The 20,413-nt window shown below is 71.6% G+C and carries 15 protein-coding genes and 1 pseudogene; 6 read left to right on the top strand and 10 right to left on the bottom strand.

The window, feature by feature from the left end; genetic code table 11:
* Nucleotides 1-112: 112 nt before the first annotated feature.
* The 5 genes and pseudogenes from E1267_RS23390 to E1267_RS23375 form a co-directional block, all read right to left on the bottom strand.
* Complete coding sequence (locus tag E1267_RS23390; protein WP_132334929.1) at nucleotides 113-3,361, bottom strand: AfsR/SARP family transcriptional regulator; 3,249 nt, start codon at nucleotides 3,359-3,361, stop codon at nucleotides 113-115.
* A gap of 30 nt (nucleotides 3,362-3,391) precedes the next feature.
* Nucleotides 3,392-3,535, bottom strand: a pseudogene (locus E1267_RS47975) (helix-turn-helix transcriptional regulator); the annotation flags it as partial.
* A 146-nt stretch (nucleotides 3,536-3,681) separates the two neighbouring features.
* A complete protein-coding gene (locus tag E1267_RS23380; RefSeq protein WP_165959747.1) occupies nucleotides 3,682-4,881 on the bottom strand; it encodes a DUF1266 domain-containing protein in 1,200 nt (399 codons plus the stop codon).
* A gap of 43 nt (nucleotides 4,882-4,924) precedes the next feature.
* A complete protein-coding gene (locus E1267_RS47360) occupies nucleotides 4,925-5,050 on the bottom strand; it encodes a hypothetical protein (RefSeq protein WP_281283686.1) in 126 nt (41 codons plus the stop codon).
* 151 nt (nucleotides 5,051-5,201) lie between these two features.
* Entirely contained in the window at nucleotides 5,202-6,005 is an 804-nt protein-coding gene (locus E1267_RS23375) for an SAM-dependent methyltransferase (RefSeq protein WP_132334925.1), read from the bottom strand.
* A 236-nt stretch (nucleotides 6,006-6,241) separates the two neighbouring features.
* On the opposite strand from E1267_RS23375, the gene E1267_RS23370 reads away from it, so the two are divergent.
* Both E1267_RS23370 and E1267_RS23365 read left to right on the top strand, forming a co-directional pair.
* Nucleotides 6,242-7,453, top strand: a complete 1,212-nt coding sequence (locus E1267_RS23370; protein ID WP_165959746.1) for an FxsB family cyclophane-forming radical SAM/SPASM peptide maturase — start codon at nucleotides 6,242-6,244, stop codon at nucleotides 7,451-7,453.
* Nucleotides 7,450-8,790: an HEXXH motif domain-containing protein gene (locus E1267_RS23365; protein WP_132334923.1), complete on the top strand. Its 1,341-nt coding sequence runs from the start codon at nucleotides 7,450-7,452 to the stop codon at nucleotides 8,788-8,790. The genes E1267_RS23370 and E1267_RS23365 overlap by 4 nt, the downstream gene beginning before the upstream one ends.
* Here the strand turns inward: E1267_RS23365 and fxsT (E1267_RS23360) are convergent.
* Entirely contained in the window at nucleotides 8,750-11,242 is a 2,493-nt protein-coding gene (fxsT, locus tag E1267_RS23360) for an FxSxx-COOH system tetratricopeptide repeat protein (RefSeq protein WP_132334921.1), read from the bottom strand. The two genes, E1267_RS23365 and fxsT (E1267_RS23360), sit on opposite strands and share 41 nt — an antisense overlap.
* Before the next feature lie 363 nt (nucleotides 11,243-11,605).
* Complete coding sequence (gene fxsT / locus E1267_RS23355; protein WP_132334919.1) at nucleotides 11,606-14,131, bottom strand: FxSxx-COOH system tetratricopeptide repeat protein; 2,526 nt, start codon at nucleotides 14,129-14,131, stop codon at nucleotides 11,606-11,608.
* Between the two features lie 160 nt (nucleotides 14,132-14,291).
* Here fxsT (E1267_RS23355) and fxsA point away from each other — a divergent pair, with 160 nt between their 5' ends.
* Genes fxsA through E1267_RS23340 form a run of 3 tightly spaced genes read left to right on the top strand, consistent with a single transcriptional unit; the run spans nucleotide 14,292 to nucleotide 17,413 of the window.
* Nucleotides 14,292-14,477 carry an FxSxx-COOH cyclophane-containing RiPP peptide gene (gene fxsA, locus E1267_RS23350; protein WP_132334917.1) on the top strand — a complete coding sequence of 62 codons (186 nt, stop codon included), beginning with the start codon at nucleotides 14,292-14,294 and terminating at the stop codon, nucleotides 14,475-14,477.
* Nucleotides 14,478-14,534: 57 nt separating this feature from the next.
* Complete coding sequence (locus tag E1267_RS23345) at nucleotides 14,535-15,428, top strand: SIR2 family NAD-dependent protein deacylase (RefSeq protein WP_132334915.1); 894 nt, start codon at nucleotides 14,535-14,537, stop codon at nucleotides 15,426-15,428.
* On the top strand, nucleotides 15,425-17,413 hold the full coding sequence (locus tag E1267_RS23340) for an nSTAND1 domain-containing NTPase (protein WP_132334913.1): 1,989 nt from the start codon (nucleotides 15,425-15,427) through the stop codon (nucleotides 17,411-17,413). The genes E1267_RS23345 and E1267_RS23340 overlap by 4 nt, the downstream gene beginning before the upstream one ends.
* A gap of 43 nt (nucleotides 17,414-17,456) precedes the next feature.
* On the opposite strand, the gene E1267_RS23335 is transcribed toward E1267_RS23340, so the two are convergent.
* From E1267_RS23335 to E1267_RS23325, 3 genes are all read right to left on the bottom strand, one after another.
* Nucleotides 17,457-18,188: a S1 family peptidase gene (locus E1267_RS23335; RefSeq protein WP_165959745.1), complete on the bottom strand. Its 732-nt coding sequence runs from the start codon at nucleotides 18,186-18,188 to the stop codon at nucleotides 17,457-17,459.
* Nucleotides 18,189-18,335: 147 nt separating this feature from the next.
* On the bottom strand, nucleotides 18,336-19,415 hold the full coding sequence (locus tag E1267_RS23330) for a trypsin-like serine peptidase (protein ID WP_132334909.1): 1,080 nt from the start codon (nucleotides 19,413-19,415) through the stop codon (nucleotides 18,336-18,338).
* 148 nt (nucleotides 19,416-19,563) lie between these two features.
* Nucleotides 19,564-19,824 (bottom strand): hypothetical protein, encoded by a 261-nt coding sequence (locus E1267_RS23325; protein WP_132334907.1) that lies wholly within the window; start codon nucleotides 19,822-19,824, stop codon nucleotides 19,564-19,566.
* 273 nt (nucleotides 19,825-20,097) lie between these two features.
* Here E1267_RS23325 and E1267_RS23320 point away from each other — a divergent pair.
* The coding region (locus tag E1267_RS23320; protein ID WP_132334905.1) for a DUF3040 domain-containing protein at nucleotides 20,098-20,413 on the top strand (316 nt) is incomplete at its 3' end.

Genomic DNA, 20,413 nt, shown 5'->3' with positions numbered 1-20,413 from the left:
ACGAGATGTTGACCCGCGGGGGAGGCCGGCGCCCGGGGTTCGCGCCGCACCGTCGCCGCAGCTCAGGGCGGTTGCGCGAGCTCCGGTGAACTAGCAGGCGGGCGGTTCGCGGTCACCCGGTTCTGCCGCTCCGGTGCCGCTCCGGGCGGCGCAGCAGCGACTTGAGACCCTCCGCCTCCGGCCTGCCCATCCCGCGGTACAAGCCGAACGCACCCCTCCAGTACGGCAGCGCCTCGTCGGCCCCGTCCCTGTCGCGGACGAGCGAGCCGATGAGCGACAGCATGTGCGCCTCGCCCAGGGCGTGCCCGGTCAGCCGGTACACCGCCAGCGCCTTGCCCGCGTCGTCGAGAGCCTGCCGCGCGTCGCCGAGCGCGTGCCCGGCGACTGCCATCGCGGCCCACGACCGCCCCTCCAGCAGCCGGAACCCGTCCGCCGACGCGGCGGCGAGCGCGGGGCGGGCCGCTTTCAGCGCGTCGGCGGGCCGCCCCGCGTCCTGGTAAGCCGCCGCGAGGCCGAGCCACGCGCTCACCCGGGGAGCCCGGAAGGCGCTGTCGGCGGTCAGCTCCAGCGCATGCCCGCACAGGTCGAGCGCCTGCCGGTGGTCTCCCGTCGCCAGCCGCACACCGGCCAGGGTGTTGCACGTGTCGGCCTCCAGGGGGCGGTGCCCGATGGCGCAGGCCAGGCCGTAGGCGGCCACGGCGGCGTCCACGGCCGCGTCGAGGCGGCCCGCGTCGCGGTGCACGGCGGCCATGGTGCACAGGAAGTACGCCTGGTCGAACCGGTTCTGGCCGCGTTCGAGCAGGCCGAGCGCGGTGTCGAGGCGCTGCGAGGCCGGGTTCGACCGGCTCAGCTCGTGGTAGGTGATGCCGAGGTTGCCGAGCGCCTGGGCCTGCCCGAGCCGCGAGCCCAGCCTGCGGTACGCGGCCAGCGCACGCGACTGGTAGGTGGCCGCGGACCTGAGCCGGCCGAGGTGCCGCTGCACGACACCGAGGTGCAGCAGGGCCGCCGCCTGCCCGGCGGGCCTGCCGGTCCGCTGGAACAACGCCAGCGCGTCGGTGAGCAGGTCGGCGCTGTCCTGCGGGGCGCCCAGCCACCAGCGCGCCAGGCCCAGCTCGTAGAGGATCTCCGCGGTCCCGTCGGACCATCCCGCCCGGCGGGCCAGTTCGAGGGCCGTCGTGTAGTGCCGGACGGCCTGCGCGTACTGCTCGCCGGCCTGGTGCGCGGTGCCGAGGCCGAGATGGCAGGCCGCCTGGGCGCGCAGGTCGCCCGCGCCCGCGGCCGCCGCCAGCCCGTTGCGTACGGTCGTGCCCCAGCCGGGTGCCGGCCACCGGATCCAGAAATATCCCCGCAGGGTGTCGGCGAGCAGCCACGCCGCCGACCGTGGCCCGTGCGCGGCGGCGTACCGGACGGCGGCCACCAGGTTGTCCTGTTCCCGTTCCATCCAGGCCACCGCCTCGGCCTCGTCGGCGAACGTCGCGGCCGTGGCCGGACGCGGGCCGGTCGGCAGGCGTACCTTGCCGGGGTAGAGCAGGCCCGCGGCGGCGTCGGCGGTGTGCACGTACCAGTCCATGAGCCTGGCGAGGGCCGCGCCGGCGTCCTCGTCGAGGGGCTGCTCGCGGGCGTACAGGCGCAGCAGGTCGTGCAGGCCGTACCAGCCTGATCCGCGCTTCTCCACCAGGTGCGCGCTGACGAGGAGATGGAGCAGGCTCTCGGCCTGGTCGGACGGGAGGTCCGCGAGCGCGGCGGCGGCGTCGGCGCGTACGCCGGTGCCGGGCACGTGGCCCAGCAGCCGGAACAACCGGCGCGCGGCGGCGGGCAGGTCGCGGTAGGAGTGGTCGAAGGCGATCCTGACGCACGCCTGCGGATCGCCTGCCACGGCCAGGCCGGTGAGCAGGCCGGCGGAGGAGAGCCCGTCGAGGTAGCCGCCGATCGACTGCTCGGGGTGCTCGGCCAGGGTGGCCGCGGCGATCCGCAGGGCGAGCGGCAGCCGCCCGCACGCCTGCACGAGCCGGGCGGCGGCCGCGCTCTCGACGTCGTCACCGTCGCGGTCGAGCGCGCGCGTCAGCAGCGCGAGGCCGTCCTCCTGGGTGAGCGGCTCCACGTCGAGCCGGCGCGCGCCGTGCGTGACGATCAGGCCGGTCAGGTGGTCACGGCTGGTCACCAGCACCAGGCTGCCGGTATGTCCGGGCAGCAGCGGGCGCACCTGCTCGGCGTCGCGGGCGTTGTCGAGCAACACCAGCAGGCGCCGGTCGTTCAGCAGCGTACGGTAGAGCGCGGCGGCCTCGTCCACCTCGATCGGCACCTGTTCGGGGGGCACCCCGAGCGCGCCGAGCACGCCCGCGAGCGCCTGGCCGGGCTCCAGCGGCGACGCCTGGTCGTAGCCGCGCAGGTTCACGTGCAGGTGCCCGTCGGGGAAGCGGCCGGCGATCCGGTGGGCCCAGTGCAGGGCCAGAGCCGTCTTGCCCACCCCCGGCATGCCCGTGACGACCACGACGGGCTCGCCGGCTCGCAGCAGCCCGTCGAGACAGGCCAGCTCCTTGGCGCGGCCGGCGAACCTGGCGGCGTCGGGCGGGAGCTGCGCGGGCTGCCACCACGAGGGGGCGCCGTGTTCCCGGCGCGGAACGGTGCCGTGCAGGACCCGGGCCTGCGCCTCCCGCAGCAGGTAGCCCGGCTCGATGCCGAGCTCGTCCACCAGCCGGGCGCGGATCTCGTCGAAGACGGCCAGCGCGGCCGCCTGCTGCCCGCCGCCGGACAGTGCGAGCATCAACTGGGCGTGCAGGCCCTCGTGCAGGGGTTCGGCGGCCGTTCCCGCGCGCAGCGAGTCCGCCGCGCGTGCGTACGCGCCCGTGCTCATGGCCAGCTCGGCGTGGGAGATGACCGTCTGCAGCCACCTCCCCTTGGCGGCGACCGCGGCGGGATGGTGGTGCAGCGCGGTCGGCAGGTCGGCCAGCGGCCGCCCGCCCCAGCACGACAGGGCCTCGTCGAGCAGGTCGAGCGCGTCGGCGCCGTCGGCCTGGCCCGCCTGTCGTACCAGGTCGTCGAAGCGGGCCAGGTCGAGCCGGACGTTGTCGGCCGACAGCCGGTAGCCGTCGCGCACGCCGATGAGGACCTTCGCCGCCGACGGCCGGGGCAGGCCCGGCTCCATGAGCCTGCGCAGGCGGGCGACGTGCGTGTGGATGAGCCGCCGGCCGGACGCCGGCGGGTCGGGCCCCCACAACACCTCGGCGATCTCGTCGTAGCCCACCGTCGTGCCCGGCTGCAACGCCAGAAGCCCCAGCAGGGAACGTTGTTTCGCCGACCCCGGCGCCAGCCACCTGCCGCCGACCCGGATCCTGAACCGGCTCAGCACCTCCAGCTCCACGGGCTCTCCGGCCCTCGGCGGCTCCAGCCCCACCGCGTCGGCCAGCCGCCGGGCGGACGCCGGTTGCGGGCTGGCCCGGCCGAGCTCGATGTCGCGGATCGCGCGGACGCTGACGCCGGCCAGCCGGGCGAGCCCGGCCTGCGTCAGGCCGGCTCGTGTCCTGGCGTCGCGCAGTACCGCCCCGAACGTCGCGATGGTCGCCGCTTCCAGGAGAGGGTCTCCTTCAGCCTCGGTTTTCCTCCAGCTTCATGCATGGAACGGGGACAAGGCCAGGCTCACGACCGGACGTACACCGGACATTTCCGGTAACGACCGGGGAGCTAACGGGGAGCGTCGAGAGCGAACGGGATGTTCCGCCACGGGCTGCCGGAATCCTGGGTGAGGATGCGGTGCGGGGTGAGCGCGGACTCGTACATGTGGCCGAACGCCTCCTCGTCGAAGCGCAGCACCCGTCCCAGGATGTAACCGGCGGAGAACGACTCCCACGTCCCGTACACCTGCCGGGTCAGCTCGCCGGCCTTGATCACCACCTGCTCCACCTCGTACGGCTCCGCGAACCTGGCGCTGAGCCCCCAGCGGGCGAAGTTGACCGCGCGGCCGAAGTCGTAGCCGAGGGCCGAGGTCACGTACCCGTCGGGCGGCAGGATGCCGTCGGCGCGGAAGCGGTCCTCGTAGCGCGCGATCCGGCCGATCAGCTGCATCATGGCGTCGATGCCGGGAGGGCCCATGCCCTTCTGGGCCAGCACGCTCGCCGCCGCCTGCTGCCACATCGACGGGTCGCGCTGCGAGCCGGGGTACTGGCGGGCCAGGTCGTCTCTCACCTGGAGCAGGAACTCCGGCTCGATCGGGCTGTTGCGGCCCTCCAGCAGGGCGGTGACCTGCGTCTGCCAGCCGGCCCTGTCGGTGACGCCCCAGGACTCGCGCAGAGTCTCAACGTCGCCCTCGTAGTGGCTGTAGACGTCGCCGACCTCGTTCCAGATCACCCCGTTGTGCACGGAGAGGTGCCCGCCGCAGGCCAGCCCGTGGGCGAGCGGCCCGTGCAGGGGACCGGTGTACCTGGTGAGCAGCTGGTCGGCGTCGTGCCCGCGCTTGGGGACACTCTTCCTGAGCGACTTCCAGTGCCGGCGCTTGCGCTTGGCGTCGGGGAAGTACGTCCCTGACGGGCTTCCCGGGTTGACCAGCATCCCCTGCAGCTCGCCGCCCCACCATTCCTCGGGCGGGAAGGGCAGCGTGACCTCGCAGGCGACGGCGTCGTGCCGCCTTGGGGGCAGCTCGCCCCGGGTGTAGACGACCAGGCACTCCTTGCCCTCGGGGCCCTGCTCGGGCAGCCAGTTGATCACCAGCTTGCGGTTGTCGACCCGGTCCTTGGGCTTGTAGGAGAACGTGTCGACGCCGAGCAGGACGCTGACGTAGGCGTCCCAGTCGCCGCGCGACTTGGCCTCGAACAAGGCCCGTTCGACGTCGGTCGGCGCCACCCAGGTCGCCCCCTGGCCCGCCGGGTTATTGATCGGCATTCCCATGTGGGCAAACATTAGTGAATGAACACCACCCAAACGGTGGAAATCACAGGTAGTTGCCCGCGTACGACAGGGTGAAGCTCTCGTTGACCAGCGGAAAGTCCGGCACGATCGCCCTCTTGAGCGCGAGCGGCAGCGCCGGACAGTTGAAGAGCGACGGATCGACGTCCATGGCGCCGAGCATGTCGCGAACCGACCGGGGCCCCTCCTGAAGCAGCCCCGGCACCCGGATGCGTACGGGGCGCCCGAGCGTACGTTGTGTGAGCCCGCATGGTGCACATGCGGGCTGAAGGTCGTGCGGGAGGGGCCTGGAACGCCGGGGGTCAGGGCTTGCGGCCGACACCGCCGTAGAGCCACTTCGTGGGCTGCGGGGCCGGGTCGGAGGGGTCGGGATGCCAGTCGTCGATGGTCACCAGGCCCGGCTCGACCAGGTCGAAGCCGTCGAAGAAGCGGGCGATCTCCTCGCGCCCGCGGAAGAAGATCGGCGTCGGCGTCGTGGCGTAGACGGCCTCGATCTGCGCGACCGCCTCCGGCGGGTGGTTCTCGGTGGTGACGTGGGTGGCCGTGAGGTGGCTGCCCGACGGCAGGGCGTCAAGCAACTGGCGCATGATCGGGCCGCGTTCGTCCAGCGTGAGGAAGTGCACCATGGCGATCATGAGGACGCCGACCGGCTCGCTGAAGTCGATCAGCTTGACCGTTTCGGGATGCCCGAGCACGTCGGCGGGCCGCCGCATGTCCGCCGCGGCCACGCTGGTGTTGTCGTCGGTCGCCAGGAGCGCCCGGCCGTGCTGCAGCACCACCGGGTCGTTGTCGACGTAGACCACGCGCGCGTCGGGGGTGATCTCCTGGGCGATCTGGTGAGTGTTGCCCACGGTCGGCAGGCCCGAGCCGATGTCGATGAACTGCCGGACGCCCTGGCGGGCCATGTGGCGCACGGCGCGGCGCAGGAACGCGCGGTTCTCCTGGGCAAGCTGGCGGATCTCCGGCATGGCCTTCTCGACCCGGCGCACGGCCTCCCGGTCGACCTCGAAGTTGTCCTTCCCTCCGAGGTAGTAGTCGTACATGCGGGCGACGCTCGGCCTGGTGACGTCGATGCCCGACGCGCCGTTAGGCTTCCGCTCCACCATTTCCCCGACCTCCACGGTAGATCATTTGTTACTCAAGTTAGCGCAGTCGGGTAGTGCGGGGAGTAAAGAAGGCCGCAATCGACACCGTAACCGCCAAACACCCCGGACAGTGCGATCGTTCACCGGCGGACACCGGCGCCGCACGCAGGCGCCGCGACCACGATGTCCCGGCATCCCGGCTGGGCGCATCCGCGACCTCATGCGCAGCGCCGCCCGCGGGCGATAGTTTCGCTCGTGTGTCACGCCCGAACGGATTCTGGCTGGGCAACCTGAAGCCCCCGGTCGCGGCTCCACTCCCTGAGGGGTGGCAGCCGTGGCCTTTGTGCCAGTTCATCCTGAAACTACACAGCAGATGCGATCTAAGCTGCGATTACTGTTATGTCTATGAAATGGCCGACCAGAGCTGGAAATCCCAGCCGCGACGGGCGTCCAGGAGCGTCATCGCGCACACGGCCTCCCGGATCGCCGAGCACGCCCACGCGCACCGGATGCCCTCCGTCCACCTGATCCTGCACGGCGGGGAGCCACTCCTCGCCGGCCCCGGCCACATCGCCCACACCGTCCAGGCCGTCAGGCAGGCGCTGGGCCCCGATGTCCGCCTCGATGTCAGCCTGCAGACCAACGCCATGCGCCTGGACGAGGAGTTCCTGCGGCTGTTCGACGAGCTCGGCGTCCGCGTGGGCGTCAGCCTCGACGGCGACGCCGCGGGCCACGACCGGCACCGGCGGCGCGCCGACGGCCGCGGCAGCCACGCCACGGTCACCGCCGCGCTCGGCCTGCTCGCCGGCCGCTACCGTCACCTGTTCGGCGGCCTGCTCTGCACCGTCGACGCGCGCAACGACCCCATCGCGACCTACGAGGCGCTGCTGGAGTCCAGGCCCCCCAGGATCGACTTCCTGCTGCCGCACGGCAACTGGGCGGAGCCGCCGCCCGGACTGGGTGACGGCGGCACGCCGTACGCCGACTGGCTCGTCCCGATCTTCGACCGCTGGTACGCCGCGCCGCGACGCGAGACGGAGGTCCGGCTCTTCGACGACATCCTGCGGCTGCTCATGGGCGGCTCGTCGTCGAGCGAGGCCGTCGGCCTGAGCCCCGCGAGGATGGTGGTCATCGAGGCCGACGGCGCCATCCAGCAGACCGACACGCTGAAGTCGGCCTACCCGGGCGCGCCCGCCACCGGCTTCCACGTCGCCCGCGACACCTTCGACGCCGTCCTGCGGCATCCGGCCGTCATGGCCCGCCAGCTCGGCCGCGACTCCCTCGCGACCGCCTGCCAGGACTGCCCCATCGTGCCGGTCTGCGGCGGCGGCCTCTACGCGCACCGCTACGACCCCGGGAGCGGGTTCGTCAACCCGTCGGTCTACTGCCGGGACCTGTTCCGCCTCATCACTCACATCCGCGGCGTGCTGGAGCGCGACGTCGCCGCACTTCTGGAAGGCCGCCGATGAGTCTCAAGCACCACGTCATCCCGGAGGAGCACTTCCTGGCGCTGGCAGCGGGCGCGGGCGGCGCCGAGGCGGCTCATCTGCTGGCGCGCGCCCAGTACAGCAAACATGTGCTGCTCGTGCACGGAGTGGCCACCGCCGCGCGCACCGCGGGACACCCCGAGGCCGACCCGGCCGCGCGGGCGTACGCGCTGCTCAGGCGGGCGCAGCAGCGCCACAAGGAGGCGGCGGACGCCGTCCTCCGCCACCCTGCCGTGGGCGCATGGGCCTGGCGCACCTACCACGCTGTCTCCAGGTCGGTGGACGGCCACTCCCCTGCCCGGCTCGCGGCGGTCGCGGCCGCCGCTGCCGTACGGGCGGGCATGGACTTCTCGATCGAGGTGCCCGTCGAGGACGGCGGCGCCATGCTGCCCTCGCTCGGTCGCGCCCTGTGCGGCGGCCCGACCGCGCTGGTCCGGCGGGCGGGCGGCCCTGTGGAGGTGATCTCGGCCGGCGAGACGGTCAGGATCCCCGGCGACCCGCACGACGACGGGCCCGGCTGGGAGGCGCTGCGCACCCTGTCGACGATGTCCGGCGGGCGGCCCGTCACCCTCTGCGTGGACGACCTCGACCCCTACCGGATGCCGGGAGCACGCCTGGCCGCGCAGCGGTTGTCCGGTGAGGAGCTCGACGTCTGGCGTGCCGCCCTGCGCGGCGCCTGGGAACTGCTGGTCGACCACCACTGGACCGTCGCCGCCGAGGTGAGCGCCGTCACGCGCGTGCTGACGCCCCTGACCGACGTCCCCGGCGACCAGATCAGCGGCAGCTCCCGCGAGGCGTTCGGCTGCGTCGCGCTGTCCACGCCGCCCGACGCGACGACGCTCGCGCTCACGTTCGCCCACGAGGTCCAGCACGGGAAGTTGTCGGCGCTGCTCGACGTCGTCCCGTTGCTGCGCCCGTCGGGCGACAACCGCTACTACGCGCCGTGGCGTGACGATCCGCGCCCGCTGGGCGGGCTCTTCCAGGGGGCCTACGCCTATGTCGGCGTCAGCGGCTTCTGGCGCAGGCAGCGGCTGCTTGAGCGCGGCGAGGCGGCGCTGGCCGCGAACGCCGAGTTCTACCGCTGGCGCGAGGCCGCGGAGGGCGCCACCCGTGAGATCGCCGCGAGCGGTTACCTCACCCCGCGCGGGGAGCGCTTCGTCGCCGGGATGGCCGCGACCCTGGCGGCGTGGCGCGACGAGGAGGTCTCCGCCCCGGCCATCGAGAAGGCCCGCAGGGACGCGGCCGCCCACCGGGAGGAGTGGCGGCGCCGCAACGGTCTCACGCCGCCGACTCCAGACGGTGTGACAGTTCCTGGATGAACGCGCGGGCGTCACCCCACCAGACGGAGGCGCGCATGTTGAGCCGGGCGATCCTGGCGAGGTGATATTCCCTGGCGGCCTCGTCCATCCCGCCGGGATCGGGGTCGTGCAGGACGACGATGTTCCTCCTGGAAGGCGAGACGCCCGCCAGGAGGGACATCAGCATCCCGTACGACGCCGACCGCGGGTTGTGGCCCAGCATCAGGAACGGGTACGTGACCAGCGCCCCGAGGATGTCGGCCGACCACTTCCCGTACTCCACGCGCAGGCACCTGACACGGTCGTGCTCCGACAACACCAGCGAGCCCGGCACGTCGTACGCCCCCGCCAGATGGCACACCAGCGGTCGTTCGGGCGTGGGGGCGACCACCGGCTCGGCGACGGAGAGCTCCGGCCGCCACGGCGGCACCTTCACCACGGGTTCCCTGCCCGCCCGGAGCAGCGCCTTCGTGAGCCGGCCGTGGTAGGCGGTGGTCAGGTAGGAGGTGGCCGGGATCTCCGCCAGGAACGCGTAGGGGTCCTCCTCGTCGTCGGGCTGCTCCCATTCGTCGCGCAGGGCGGCCAGCAGTTCCTCGGCCATGGCCGCCCGGTCCGGCAGCGTCACCGCGTAGTCGAGCACGGACTCGAAGTCCCAGGCGTCCGGGAACGGATAGCCGAGCCGGCCGGCCCACTCCCAGCTCAGTGCCCGCACCCTGGCGGCCGTGCGCCGCGAGATGCCGGCCCCGACGACCGGGGTGCAGTCGCCCGTGGTCACCTGGTAGATCAGCCGGGTCCAGTCGTCGCCCTCCATGGTCCTGGCCATGAGCAGGCCGCGCCGCACGGGCGGGACGGGCGCGGGTTCGGGGGCGACCTCGCCCGCCGCCGGGGGTGAGGCCGCGAGCTCGGCGCCGGCGTACCGTTCCGCGCTCTCGACGTCGCCGATCACCTGGAAGTACCGGACGAGCTTGGCCACGAACGCCCGCACGTCGCGGTCGGCGCAGCCGGCCAGGGACGACGCCTCCGCATGGCCGGCCAGCTCGGCGTAGCGGGCAAGTCCCGCGCGGTTCTCCGGATCCCCGCAGTCGGACCCGGCCAGCAGCAGGTGCACGTCGTGCCGGACGCGCTCGCTCTCCGCGTCGGACAACCGCTTCCTGATCGTCGTCTGGAGCAGGCGGTGCACCTGGACGGTGCCCTGGCTCGCCAGCCGCATGAACCCGTACTGGGTGAGCATCCTGATCGCGGTGTCGGCCAGCACCGGGTCCTGGAACACGCCGACCGTGTCGCCCGCCAGCGGCAGGCTCCCCTGGAGCAGCAGGTGGCGCGAGATCGACTCCGGCCGCAGGAAGGCGCAGCGCTGGAGCAGGTGGAGCGCCTCCGGGTGGGTCTGCCCGAGCGTCTCGAAGCCGAGGGCCCACGCCGAGGCGAGCCCGCGCCCGTAGTCGACCGGCGGGAGCTCGTCGAGCACCCGTCCGGGCTGCTCGCGCAACCGCGCGATGTAGGCGTCAGGAGCCAGGCCGGAGCTCTTCATGTAGCTGCCCGCCTGCACGATGCCGAGCGGCAGGTCGCCGAGTTCCTCGGCCACCCGGGCCGCCTCCTCGGCGGAGATTCCGGGGACGCGCCAGGTGAGCAGTTCGACGCTGTCCTCGCGCTTGAACACCCCGACCTCGATGGGCACGGCCACTTCGTCCCAGGCGGGGTCGTGCGAGGTGATGAGCACGTGCCCCGGCCCGTCGTGCGGCAGGAACGCGCCGAGGGTGTCGGGATGCCCGGCGTTGTCGAAGACGAGCAGCCACGGCGCGCAGCCGGGATCCTCCCGCAGCAGCTTCAGCGTCTCTGCCACGATCTCCGCCTCGCCGACGCCGTGGACGAGCTGTTTGCCCAGCGTGGCCAGGTCGGTCCTGATCTGCGTCGGCGGTTCGGCCCTGATCCAGAAGACGATCGAATATCGCGACGCGTGCCGGTGGATGTACTCCGAGGCCAGCTGGGTCTTGCCGTGGCCGCTCGGCCCCAGCAGGCACACCGGCCAGGCGGTCTGGGCCGCCATCTTGGCCTCCAGCTCCGCCATCAGCTCATGGCGGCCGGAGAAGTGGCCCCTGGCCGGCGGCCTGCCGCCCATGATCCGCGGCCGGGAGTCCTCCGCGTCGTCCTGAGACGGCTCGGGCGTCTGGCTGACGGCCGCCGACAGGGCCTTGTGGCGCCTGAGCCAGGTGTCGAGGAACTCCGCCTCGTCGGGGGCGAGCTCCACCCCGTGCCGGCGGCCGTACGTGAGGCAGGCGCGGACGTACGCGTCGACCAGCGGCCACGCCGGCGGGCGGCGGCGCTCGCCCTCCAGAAGGCCGTGTACGGTGCTGGACGGCAGCTTCGCGGGGTTCAGCCGTTGCAGTTCGCGATAGGGCGGGGTGCCGACGTCGGCGCGCAACTCGCTCAGGGCGGCGATGAACGCCTGGAGTGGGTCGTCGCCGTCGGCGCTCATCGGCGGCTGCCTTTCCGCTGCGCGGACGCGAGGTCCCGAATCGTCCGGGGCGCGTCCGTGGTCATCCGCTTTTTCACGCTATTCGGCCGATCCGGTGTGCCAGGTCGTCCAGACCTTTCCGGCATCGACCCGGTCCGTTGCGGGACATCGCGCCGCTCGCCTGTCCTGGTCACAGGACGCCACACAAGGAGGCACGATGCGGTACGAGATCGTCCTGGTCATCTTCGCGGCCCCTTTTCTGCTGGGCGCACTGCGGTTCTGCATCCTGTTCATGGGGCTGCGGCTGACGCTCCGCAGAGCGCGCCGGGTGGATCGGCCGCGGCTCTATCACGACTTCGTCTCGGCGATGAGAACGGAGCCGGGTCAGATGGGCGGCGGATCGAAATCCCCGTCCATTCTCGAACGCTCGACCAGCGCGAGGCGGGCGTCGGGGTGATCGAGGCCCATCGTGGCGGCATATCCCTGCCTGGCCTCCTCCAGCAGTGACTCGGCCTCCTCCACATAGCCGGACCCCAGGATGTCGAGGGCGTGGTTGGTCATGCACGCGAGCAGCAGCGGATAACCGTCGGCGAAGAGCCTGCGCAGCCGTTCGAGCGTGTCGTGGCCGAGTCGCCTGGCGTCCTCGAACTCGCCCGCCGCAGAAAGGTCGCTGGCGAGGTTGAGCGCGCACGTGAGGGTGTAGTGGTGGTCGCGGCCGAGCCTGCGGTCGAGCCCCGCCAGCGCGGTCTCGTTGGTGGCCCTGGCCGCCCCGGCGTCGCCGCGCAGCCGCTGGAGGATGCCCAGGTTGGTGGCGCAGCCGTAGACGTAGGGGTGGTCGTGGCCGTAGAGGGACTCGTACCTCGTCACCGCCTGCAGCGCGATGTCGTAGGCGGCGTCGACGTCGCCCACCGTGCGCAGGGCGTTGGACAGGTTGCTGGCGGCGGCGACGGTGTCGGGGTGGTGGTCGCCCATGATGCGCTGCAGGCGGGCGTGCACGTCCTTGGCCAGTTCGAGCGAGGCGTCCAGGTCTCCCGCGCGGCGCTTGGCGATCGACAGGTCACGGGCGGTGCGCAGGGTCCACAGGTGCTCGGCGTCGAGCTCGTTCACGCCGTACGCGTAGGCCTCCTCGCCGAGGGCCACCGCCTCCAGGGCGTTGCCGTCGAGCCGGACCGCCCGTGCCAGGCCGTTCCAGGCGTTGAGCACGTCGGCCTCGCCGATCTTCTCCTTGCTCCGGCTCTGCTTCCTGTGCACGTGGTCGTACAGCGCCCTGGCCCCGGCGTAGTCGCTGTTGAGGCCGTAGTCGACGGCGAGGTTGTTCATGATCCGCAGGGTCGCCACGGCGTCCTCGCCGAACACGTGCGCGTGCTGGGCGCGCAGGCGTTCGTCGAGCTCCCGCGCCGACGACCAGTCGCCGACCGCCCGCAGGTCGGCCGCGAAACCGCTGCTGAGCACGAGGGCCTCGGGATTCTCCTGGCCGAGCGTCGCGGTCATCTTCGCCAGCGTGGCGCTGTCGAGGTCGTACGCCGCGCGGTATTCGCCGAGCTCGCGGATGATGGCGCCGAGATGGCGCTGGGCGATCAGCACGTCGGGGTGGTCGGGCCCCGACACGGCGGTCCACCTCTCGACGAACTGCTCGGCGAAGGTGCGGGCCGACTGGTAGTTGCCGGACCGGTAGAGGTAGTAGACCACGCCGCGCACCAGGGCCCGCACGCTCGCGTCGAGGCAGTCGGCGACCTGCGAGGGCAGGATGTGCGCGATGAGCTCGTTGTAGCGCGGCCAGTTGGCCCGGTCGTCGGGGTTGTCGGGCGCGGCCCCGGCCAGCAGGAGGTGCACCTCGTGCCGGTAGCGGTGCCGGTCGTCCTCGTCGAGTTCGTCGCGCAGCAGGGCCTGGACCAGCCGGTGCACCTGGATGGTGCGGGCCTGGGAGTCGATGGTCGCCAGGGCGAACCTGCCCAGCTCCCTGATCGCCCGGGTGAGCAGGATCGTGTCGCTGAAGATGCCGCCCAGCCTGGCGTCGGACGTCTGGTGCCCGGCCAGGCGGAACACGTCGCGCGGGATCGGCTCGGGACCGAAGAAGGCGCAGATGCGCAGCACGTCGACGGCCTCGGGCAGCTTGCTGCGCAGTTGCGCGACCGACAGCGCCCAGGCGGCGGTCATCGGCATCGGATATTCGGACGGTTTGCTCTCCGACAGCAGAGCGCTCGTCTGTTCCTTCAGCAGCCGCAGGTAGTCCTCGACCGAGATGCCGGTCTCGACGTGCAGGGCGCCCGCCTGCTCCAGCGCGAGCGGAAGGTCGCCGAGTTCCTCGGCGAGCAGGTCGGCGTCGGAGCCGGACAACGACGCGCGCCTGGACAGGAACTCCACGCTCTCGTCCCGCGTGAAGACGTCGACGGCGACGGTGTCGACGATGCCCTGCCAGCGATGGTTGCGGGAGGTGATGATGACCTGCCCGGGGCCCTGCGGGACGAGGTCGCTGATCTCTTCGGGCTGGTCGGCGTTGTCGAAGACGAGCAGCCAGCGATCGAACGGCTCGCCGCGCCGCAGCGCGTCGAGCACGGCCTCGGCCGCGTCTTCCGCGCCGCTCCTGGTGGCGGCCTGCAGCCCGAGGTAGGGGGCCAGGCCGGCGAGCGAGGACTTGACGAGGACCGGCTGGTCGGCGGGGATCCACCAGACGACGTCATAGTCCGATTTGTACCTATGTGCGTATTCCACCGCCAACTGGGTCTTTCCCACGCCGCCGAGGCCGTGCAGGGCGTGCGGCACCACGGCGGTCACCTCGGTGGACAGGCCCGCGTGCAGTCGTTCGAGCAGAACCGACCGGCCGGTGAAGTTGACGTTGCGGGAGGGAACCTTGCCCCAGACTTCTGGTGCTCGCCCCGGTCTGACCGGCTCCGACTGCGAACCTGTCACGTCATCGCCTCCGTTGCCCGATATCCGGCGACATTAGCTTAAAGCTTTTCCAGTCGCCGAAACATAACGCCAAGGGCATCTCATTGCACCGACCGGTCGGTACTTGCCGTAAAGTCAAGCGTGCTGCTCTGTGTACCGGGAAAGCGTCGTAGGGGTTCGAATGAGTGACGAATCGGCCGAAACTGGGCTGGTCGACGTGGGCGGCCTGACACTCGCCGACCTCGACGGCCTGAACGAGTCGGCCCTGAGCCACGCGCTGCGCGCGTTGCTGCAGGCGGGCGAAGACGCGATGGGCCCGATCGCCGGGTTCAGCCAGAGCATCGACGGGGTCGCAAGCGGTAGTTGACAATAGGGTCGCACCTCACTCCACGCCGCCACCGACGTGCCAGGAGAAGGCGATCCGATGAAGGACTCCGACTGGGCCCGGCTGATCGACCAGCTCCGCACCGGTGACTGCACGCCGTTCATCGGCTCGGGGGCCGGCGAGGGCACCCTCCTGACGAACGCCGAGCTGAGCCGCACGTGGGCGGCCCGCTACGACTATCCGTTCGCCGACGACGCAGACCTGGCCCGGGTGATGCAGTACGCCCGCAACCTGCTCGGCGACGCCGCCACGCTGAAGCAGCGGCTCGGCCGCGAGCTCGCCGCGATGGGCCCACCCGACTTCACGGCCCCGGGTGAAATTCACGCCGGCATCGCCCGGTTTCCCATTCCGGTGTTCCTGACCACCAATTACGACGACTTTCTTTCCCGGGCGCTGCGTGGCTCGGGAAAGGAGCCCAGCGCGGCGATATGCCCATGGCACGAGGGCGTGCCGTACGACCGGGATTTGTTCGAGCGCGGCGCGGGAATGCGCCCGGACCCCAGCCGGCCGGTCGTCTACCATCTCCACGGCAGCACGCGCGTCCCGTCGTCCATCGTGCTGACCGAGGACGACCACATCGAGTTCCTGGTGCACATGACGACCGCGCGGGCACAGAACAACCGGCACGTCATCCCCCCGATCATCCTCGACGCGCTGGCGAACAGGCCCCTGCTCCTTCTCGGCTACTCCCTTCACGAATGGACCTTCCGGGTGCTGTTCCACGGCCTCATCCGGCGCTACCCGGCCATCGGCCGCCGGCGCCACGTCAGCGTCCAGCTCGCGCCGCTGGGCGAGGACGTGAAGCCGGGAGCGGAGTTACGCGCCAAGTCCTATCTCGACCGATATTTCGACGGCTGGGAGGTCTCCGTCTTCTGGGGCACCCCCCGCCAGTTCTGCCAAGAACTGGAGCAGCGGATGGGGCCGCTCTCGTGACCGGCGGCCACGAGAGCGAGCCGTACGTCGGGCTGCGCTCCTACACGAGCGAGGACCACGAACGGTTCTTCGGCCGCGACCAGACGGCCTACGCGATCTCCGTGTTGTGGCAGTCGCACCGGCTGACGATGTTGCACGGCCCCTCGGGCGTCGGCAAGACGTCCGTGCTGGAGGCAGGGGTGCTGCACGAGCTGACGGCCCAGCGCGTGGACGTGCTGCCGATCGGCCGGCTGTCGCACGGATCCGCCTTCCCGATGGCAGCGCTCTCCGAACGTAACCCGTTCACCGTGGCGCTGCTGTCGTCGTGGTCGCCCGGCGAGTCGCTGACGCGGCTGTCGGGGCTCACCGTCCGTCAGTTCCTGCGGCGCCGCGGTCCCCGCACCGACAAGTACGGTGACCCCGTCCCCATCCTCGCGGCCATCGACCAGGCGGAGGAGCTGTTCTTCGACTTCCCGCACCGCCAGGCCTTCCGCGACCCGTTCATCGCCCAGCTGGCCGACGCCCTCGACGACAACCAGGACCTGCGCCTGCTCCTGTCGATCAAGGAGGACTACCTCGCCAGGCTCATGGCCCACAGGGAGCGGCTGAGCGGCGGGGGCAACGCCGCGGAGTTCGCCCTGGCGCCGCTGACCGAGGAGGAGGCGCTCGTCGCGGTCCGCCGGCCGCTCGTGGGAACGGGGCGCTCCTACGCGCCGCGGGCCGCCGAGGTGCTGGTCAGGGAGTTGCGCACGGTCAGATTGCAGGGCGTGAACGGCCCGACGTCGTACGAGGTCGACACCGTGGAGCCGGTCACGCTGCAGATCGTCTGCTCCTCGTTGTGGCGCTCGTGCCCTGAGGACCTGCGGGTCATCACCCCCGAGTACGTGGAGCGGCACGCCGACGTCGACCGTTCGCTGGGCGACTTCCTCGACCGGGCTCTCGCCGAGACCGCGCACGACCACGACATCTCCGTCGACGAGCTGACCACGTGGCTGCGGGAGACGTTCATCACGGAGCTCGGCACCCGCGGCACCGCGTACGAGGGCGAGACCCAGACCGCGGGCATGCCGAACACGGTGGTGAAGGCCCTGGTCGACCGGCACGTGCTCAGGGTGGAGGTGCGCTCGGGCTCGCGCTGGTGCGAGCTGCAGCACGACGGGCTGGTCCAGCCGGTCCAGCGGGCGCGCGGCGGCTCGACGGCCGGACCGGGGGAGGGCCAGGCGGCCGTCAGCGCCGCCGAGTACCTGCGCGTGGCGGAGCAGGTACTGGCGGACGGCGACCTCACCCTGGCGGAGACGCACGCCACGAAGGCCAAGGCGACGTGCGGGCAGGACGAGCCGCGCACGCGGGCGGAGATCGAGTCCTTCCTCGGCAACCTGGCCTACGAGCGAGGCGACTGGGCCGCCGCCGAGTCCTGTTACAAGCAGGCCGGCCAGGTGTACGAGCGGCTGGGTGACACGGCGGCGGTGGGCCGGCTGCTCGCGGCGGCGGGCCGGGTGATCCTCTACCAGGGCCGCGCGTACGAGGCCGTCGACGAGCTGCAGTCGGCGGTGGGGCGGGTGCCGAACGACCTGACGGTGCGCGTGGAGCTGGCGATGACCGTGTGGCACGCGGGCGACCCGAGGGCCGCGCTGCCCATCCTCCACGGCGTGCTCGCCGCCGACGGTGACACGCCCGTGGCGTTGCAGGCGAGGGGTGAGATCCTGGCCGACCTCGGCAGGCCCGTGCAGGCGCTGCGCGATCTCGACCGGGTGCGGCAGCCGGAGGAGCCGGCCACCATCGCGGCCAGGGCCCTGGCGCTGGCCGAGCTGGACCGGGTCGAGGAGGCCGCCGCCGAGTTGGAGGTGGCGCTGGTCGCGGGGCGTGACCAGGGGCTGGTGGCCTACCTGTGCGCGCGGGCGCTGAGGCGGATGGGGGACGGGGAACGTGCCGCGCGGGTGGCCCGGGACGCGGGCAGGCCGCCGCTCACGGCATACCAGCGGCAGGTGCTGGCGGACCTGTGGTAGGCGGTCGGGCAGGTCAGGGGCCCGCAGGTCAGGGGCCCGCAGATCAGGGGAGCGTGACGTAGTCGTCGAGGAAGTCGCGGGCCGAGGGGGTGTCCAGGCGGTAGTCGTAGTTGGTGCCCGTGCATGCGTCGTCGGCCCCGCTGATCGAGGTGGCGACGAGCAGGTGCGACTCGGAGCCGCCCAGGAAGTTGGGGCCGCCGGAGTCGCCGAAGCACGTGCTGCCGTCGCTCTCCGACTGCAGCGACAGGTCGAGCCACCGGCGTGAGAGGTCCTTGAAGGAGATGGTGGCCTGGTGGCGGGTGTCCGGGTAGTTGAAACGGGTTTCGCGTTTCTTCCTGGTGGGGTTCAGTGAGCCGTAGCCGACCGGGGTGAAGGACGCCTTCTGCAGGTCGCCCTCGGCTTCCAGCCGATCGAGCATTCCCTCGCTGGGGAGCCGGGCGGGCTTGATGCCCGGGATGGGTTCGTCGAACAGCACCACGGCCATGTCGTGCAGCGCGGACTCGTCCTCGAACCGGGGGTCCGGCACGTAACGCCCGGTGTAGTACGTGCTCCCCGGACGGTAGCGGTCGGCGAAGGTGACCCGGACGGTCTTCTGGCCGGGCTCCGCGCAGTGGGCGGCGGTGAGGAAGACGGTGGGCGAGATGAGCGTGCCGGTGCAGTAGGCCCATGAACCGTCGGGGTGTGCCTTCTTCGCGACGAGCGCGCCCACCTCGGGGTGTGCGTTTCCGTCGGCGACGCCGTTGGTGATGGCCGCTGCCGGCGCTGAGGGGCTCATGATCAATGCAGCAAAAATCATGACAAAGAGGACGAAACGCATTAAAAAAGTGTAAACGCCCCTGTCCGGTACATGAAGATGAGCGGAAAAGATCTACGCACGCCGTTTCCGGCCCGGATCCGGAGCGGATCCAGGCCGGGAAGGCCGTCAAAGCGCGTTGGTGTTCTGGGCGGCGCGGTAGACGGCCATCGCCTCGTTCCCGAAGAACGGGCCGAACATGAAGTCCGGCGCGAAGTTGTACTTGAAGCTGTTGACGGAATTCAGCCAGCCCTGCCCCGTGGACTCGTCGAACCCCTGGAACCACGGGCCGCCGCTGGCCCCGCCGGTCATGTTGCAGCGCAGCCCGAGGTCCCGCGTCTGCACGGTGTCGTCGAACGAACGTCCGCTGCAGTAGATCAGCTCCGAGCCGTCGAACGGCTCCGCGGCCGGGTAGCCGAAGGAGAACATCTGCCGGATCCTCGGCTGGTTGAACGCCACCCCCTGCCCGCCGACGACGTCGGTCAGCGTCCGGTTCTGCAGCGGCGCGACCACGGCGGCGCCGACGTCGAAGTTGATGTCCTCGCGGGCGTTCCACTGCTGGGTCGTCAGCAACCTGCTGGCCACCCAGGTGCCGAACGGCCGCTGCCCGTCGTCGAACGCCGGCACGAACGCCCAGTTGCGGTGGAACTGGCCGTTCAGCTTCACGCAGTGCCCCGCGGTCATCACCACGCTCTCGTTCGTGCTGGTCACCGCCGTGCCGGAGCAGGAGGAGTTCTGGCCGTCGGCGGTGGTGAAGAAGACCCGGCCCGTGGTGCGCACCACGGCGCCGCCGTCGGTCCACTGCAGGCCGGGGCTGTTGGGCACCGCGGCCTGCCGTCCGACGGCCGAGGTGGCGGTGACCGACCACGGGGCGCCGCGGGACGGGGTGGTGGAGGAACCACGCGTGGTCCACGAGCCGCGGGTGCGGGTGGTGGTGCCGCGCGCCGACCACGGGTTGCCCAGGGAAGGCTGTTCCGACCGGGCGGTGCGCCGGGGCGCGGGCGACGACAGCGGCTGCGCCGCCAGCATGCGCTTCCGGGTCCAGTACTGCGAGACGGTCCTGCGTTCCGACCACGAGTCCGTGGCCGACCATCTGACGGGCCCGTCGCGGTCAGGGCCGCTCCTGGCGCCGGCCTGCGCGGCCCCCGCGGGCGCCAGGACGCCGGCCACGAGCGCGGCGGCGGAGAGCAGGGCGACTCTGCGGTGCATTACGTACCTCCCGATAACCGGAATCTGCCGATTGGAGGTACGCATGGCGACATCAATGTCGCTCAAGGCATACGCAGATTGATATGACGGCAATACACCGAGGCACGGCTGGAAGACCCAGCGTCACCGCCGGGACGTGCTCATGGGGCTAGCGCCGGTGCTCGGCCAGCAACCGTCCGTTGTGCCGGATCTGGACCGCCTCGTACGGGCAGAGCTGCCGCGTCAGGTACGTCCTGGCGATCGCGTCTGCGTCGGCCCGGTTCACGCCCCAGCCGACCGTGCTCCAGCGCGTGCGGCCGTCGTCTCCCGTGGTGTCCAGGACGACGATCTCGAAGAGTTGTCCGGTGGTCGGAGGCGTGCAGGCGGTGTGCCCGCGAAATTTTTCGCGTGGACGATGCGGGACGGTCACGCCACTCCTTTCTGCCGGTACGGGGCCGGCGAGCGCTCTCAGGGCCGGGCGAGAACGGGCATGCCCTGGGCCTTAGGGCGTAAACATGGCAAGGGAATTGGCTTGCCTCGGTAACGGGTGATTCGTGATGAATGTCCGGGGTAGGAGCACGGGCGGCTGACCAGCATCGCGCCGCTCAGGACGATGCGTAGGAACGTTCCCCCCGGCAGGACGAGGGAGAGCGATGTGATGAGGTTCACGCCCGGCGACCAGCGGCCGGCCCGGTAGCCGGCCATGAGCCTGTCGGACTGGGAGCGCAGGGCCCTGGCCGAGTTGGAGCAGGAGCTCCGCCGGGAGGACCCTCCGTTCGCGCACCGTATCGACGAACTCAACGCGGCCCCCTGCGGCCAGGGCCCCCAGCGCTTCGCCTGCCAGGTGTCCCCGTACGAGGTCGTGTGCGTGTTCCTCACCGTGGTCGTGCTGACCGGGTTGTGCGTGCTGGTCATCCTCACCGCCGGCCAGCGGCAGGCGCCGCCGCCGTCCCAGGTCGTGCGGGCGCCGAGCACGGCCACCGGCCCGCCCGCGGCGCCGCCGAGCGTGCCCCCGGGCG

It is taken from the genome of Nonomuraea longispora (assembly GCF_004348345.1).
Classification (GTDB): domain Bacteria; phylum Actinomycetota; class Actinomycetes; order Streptosporangiales; family Streptosporangiaceae; genus Nonomuraea; species Nonomuraea longispora.
This window is presented reverse-complemented; position numbering and strand designations above follow the sequence as displayed.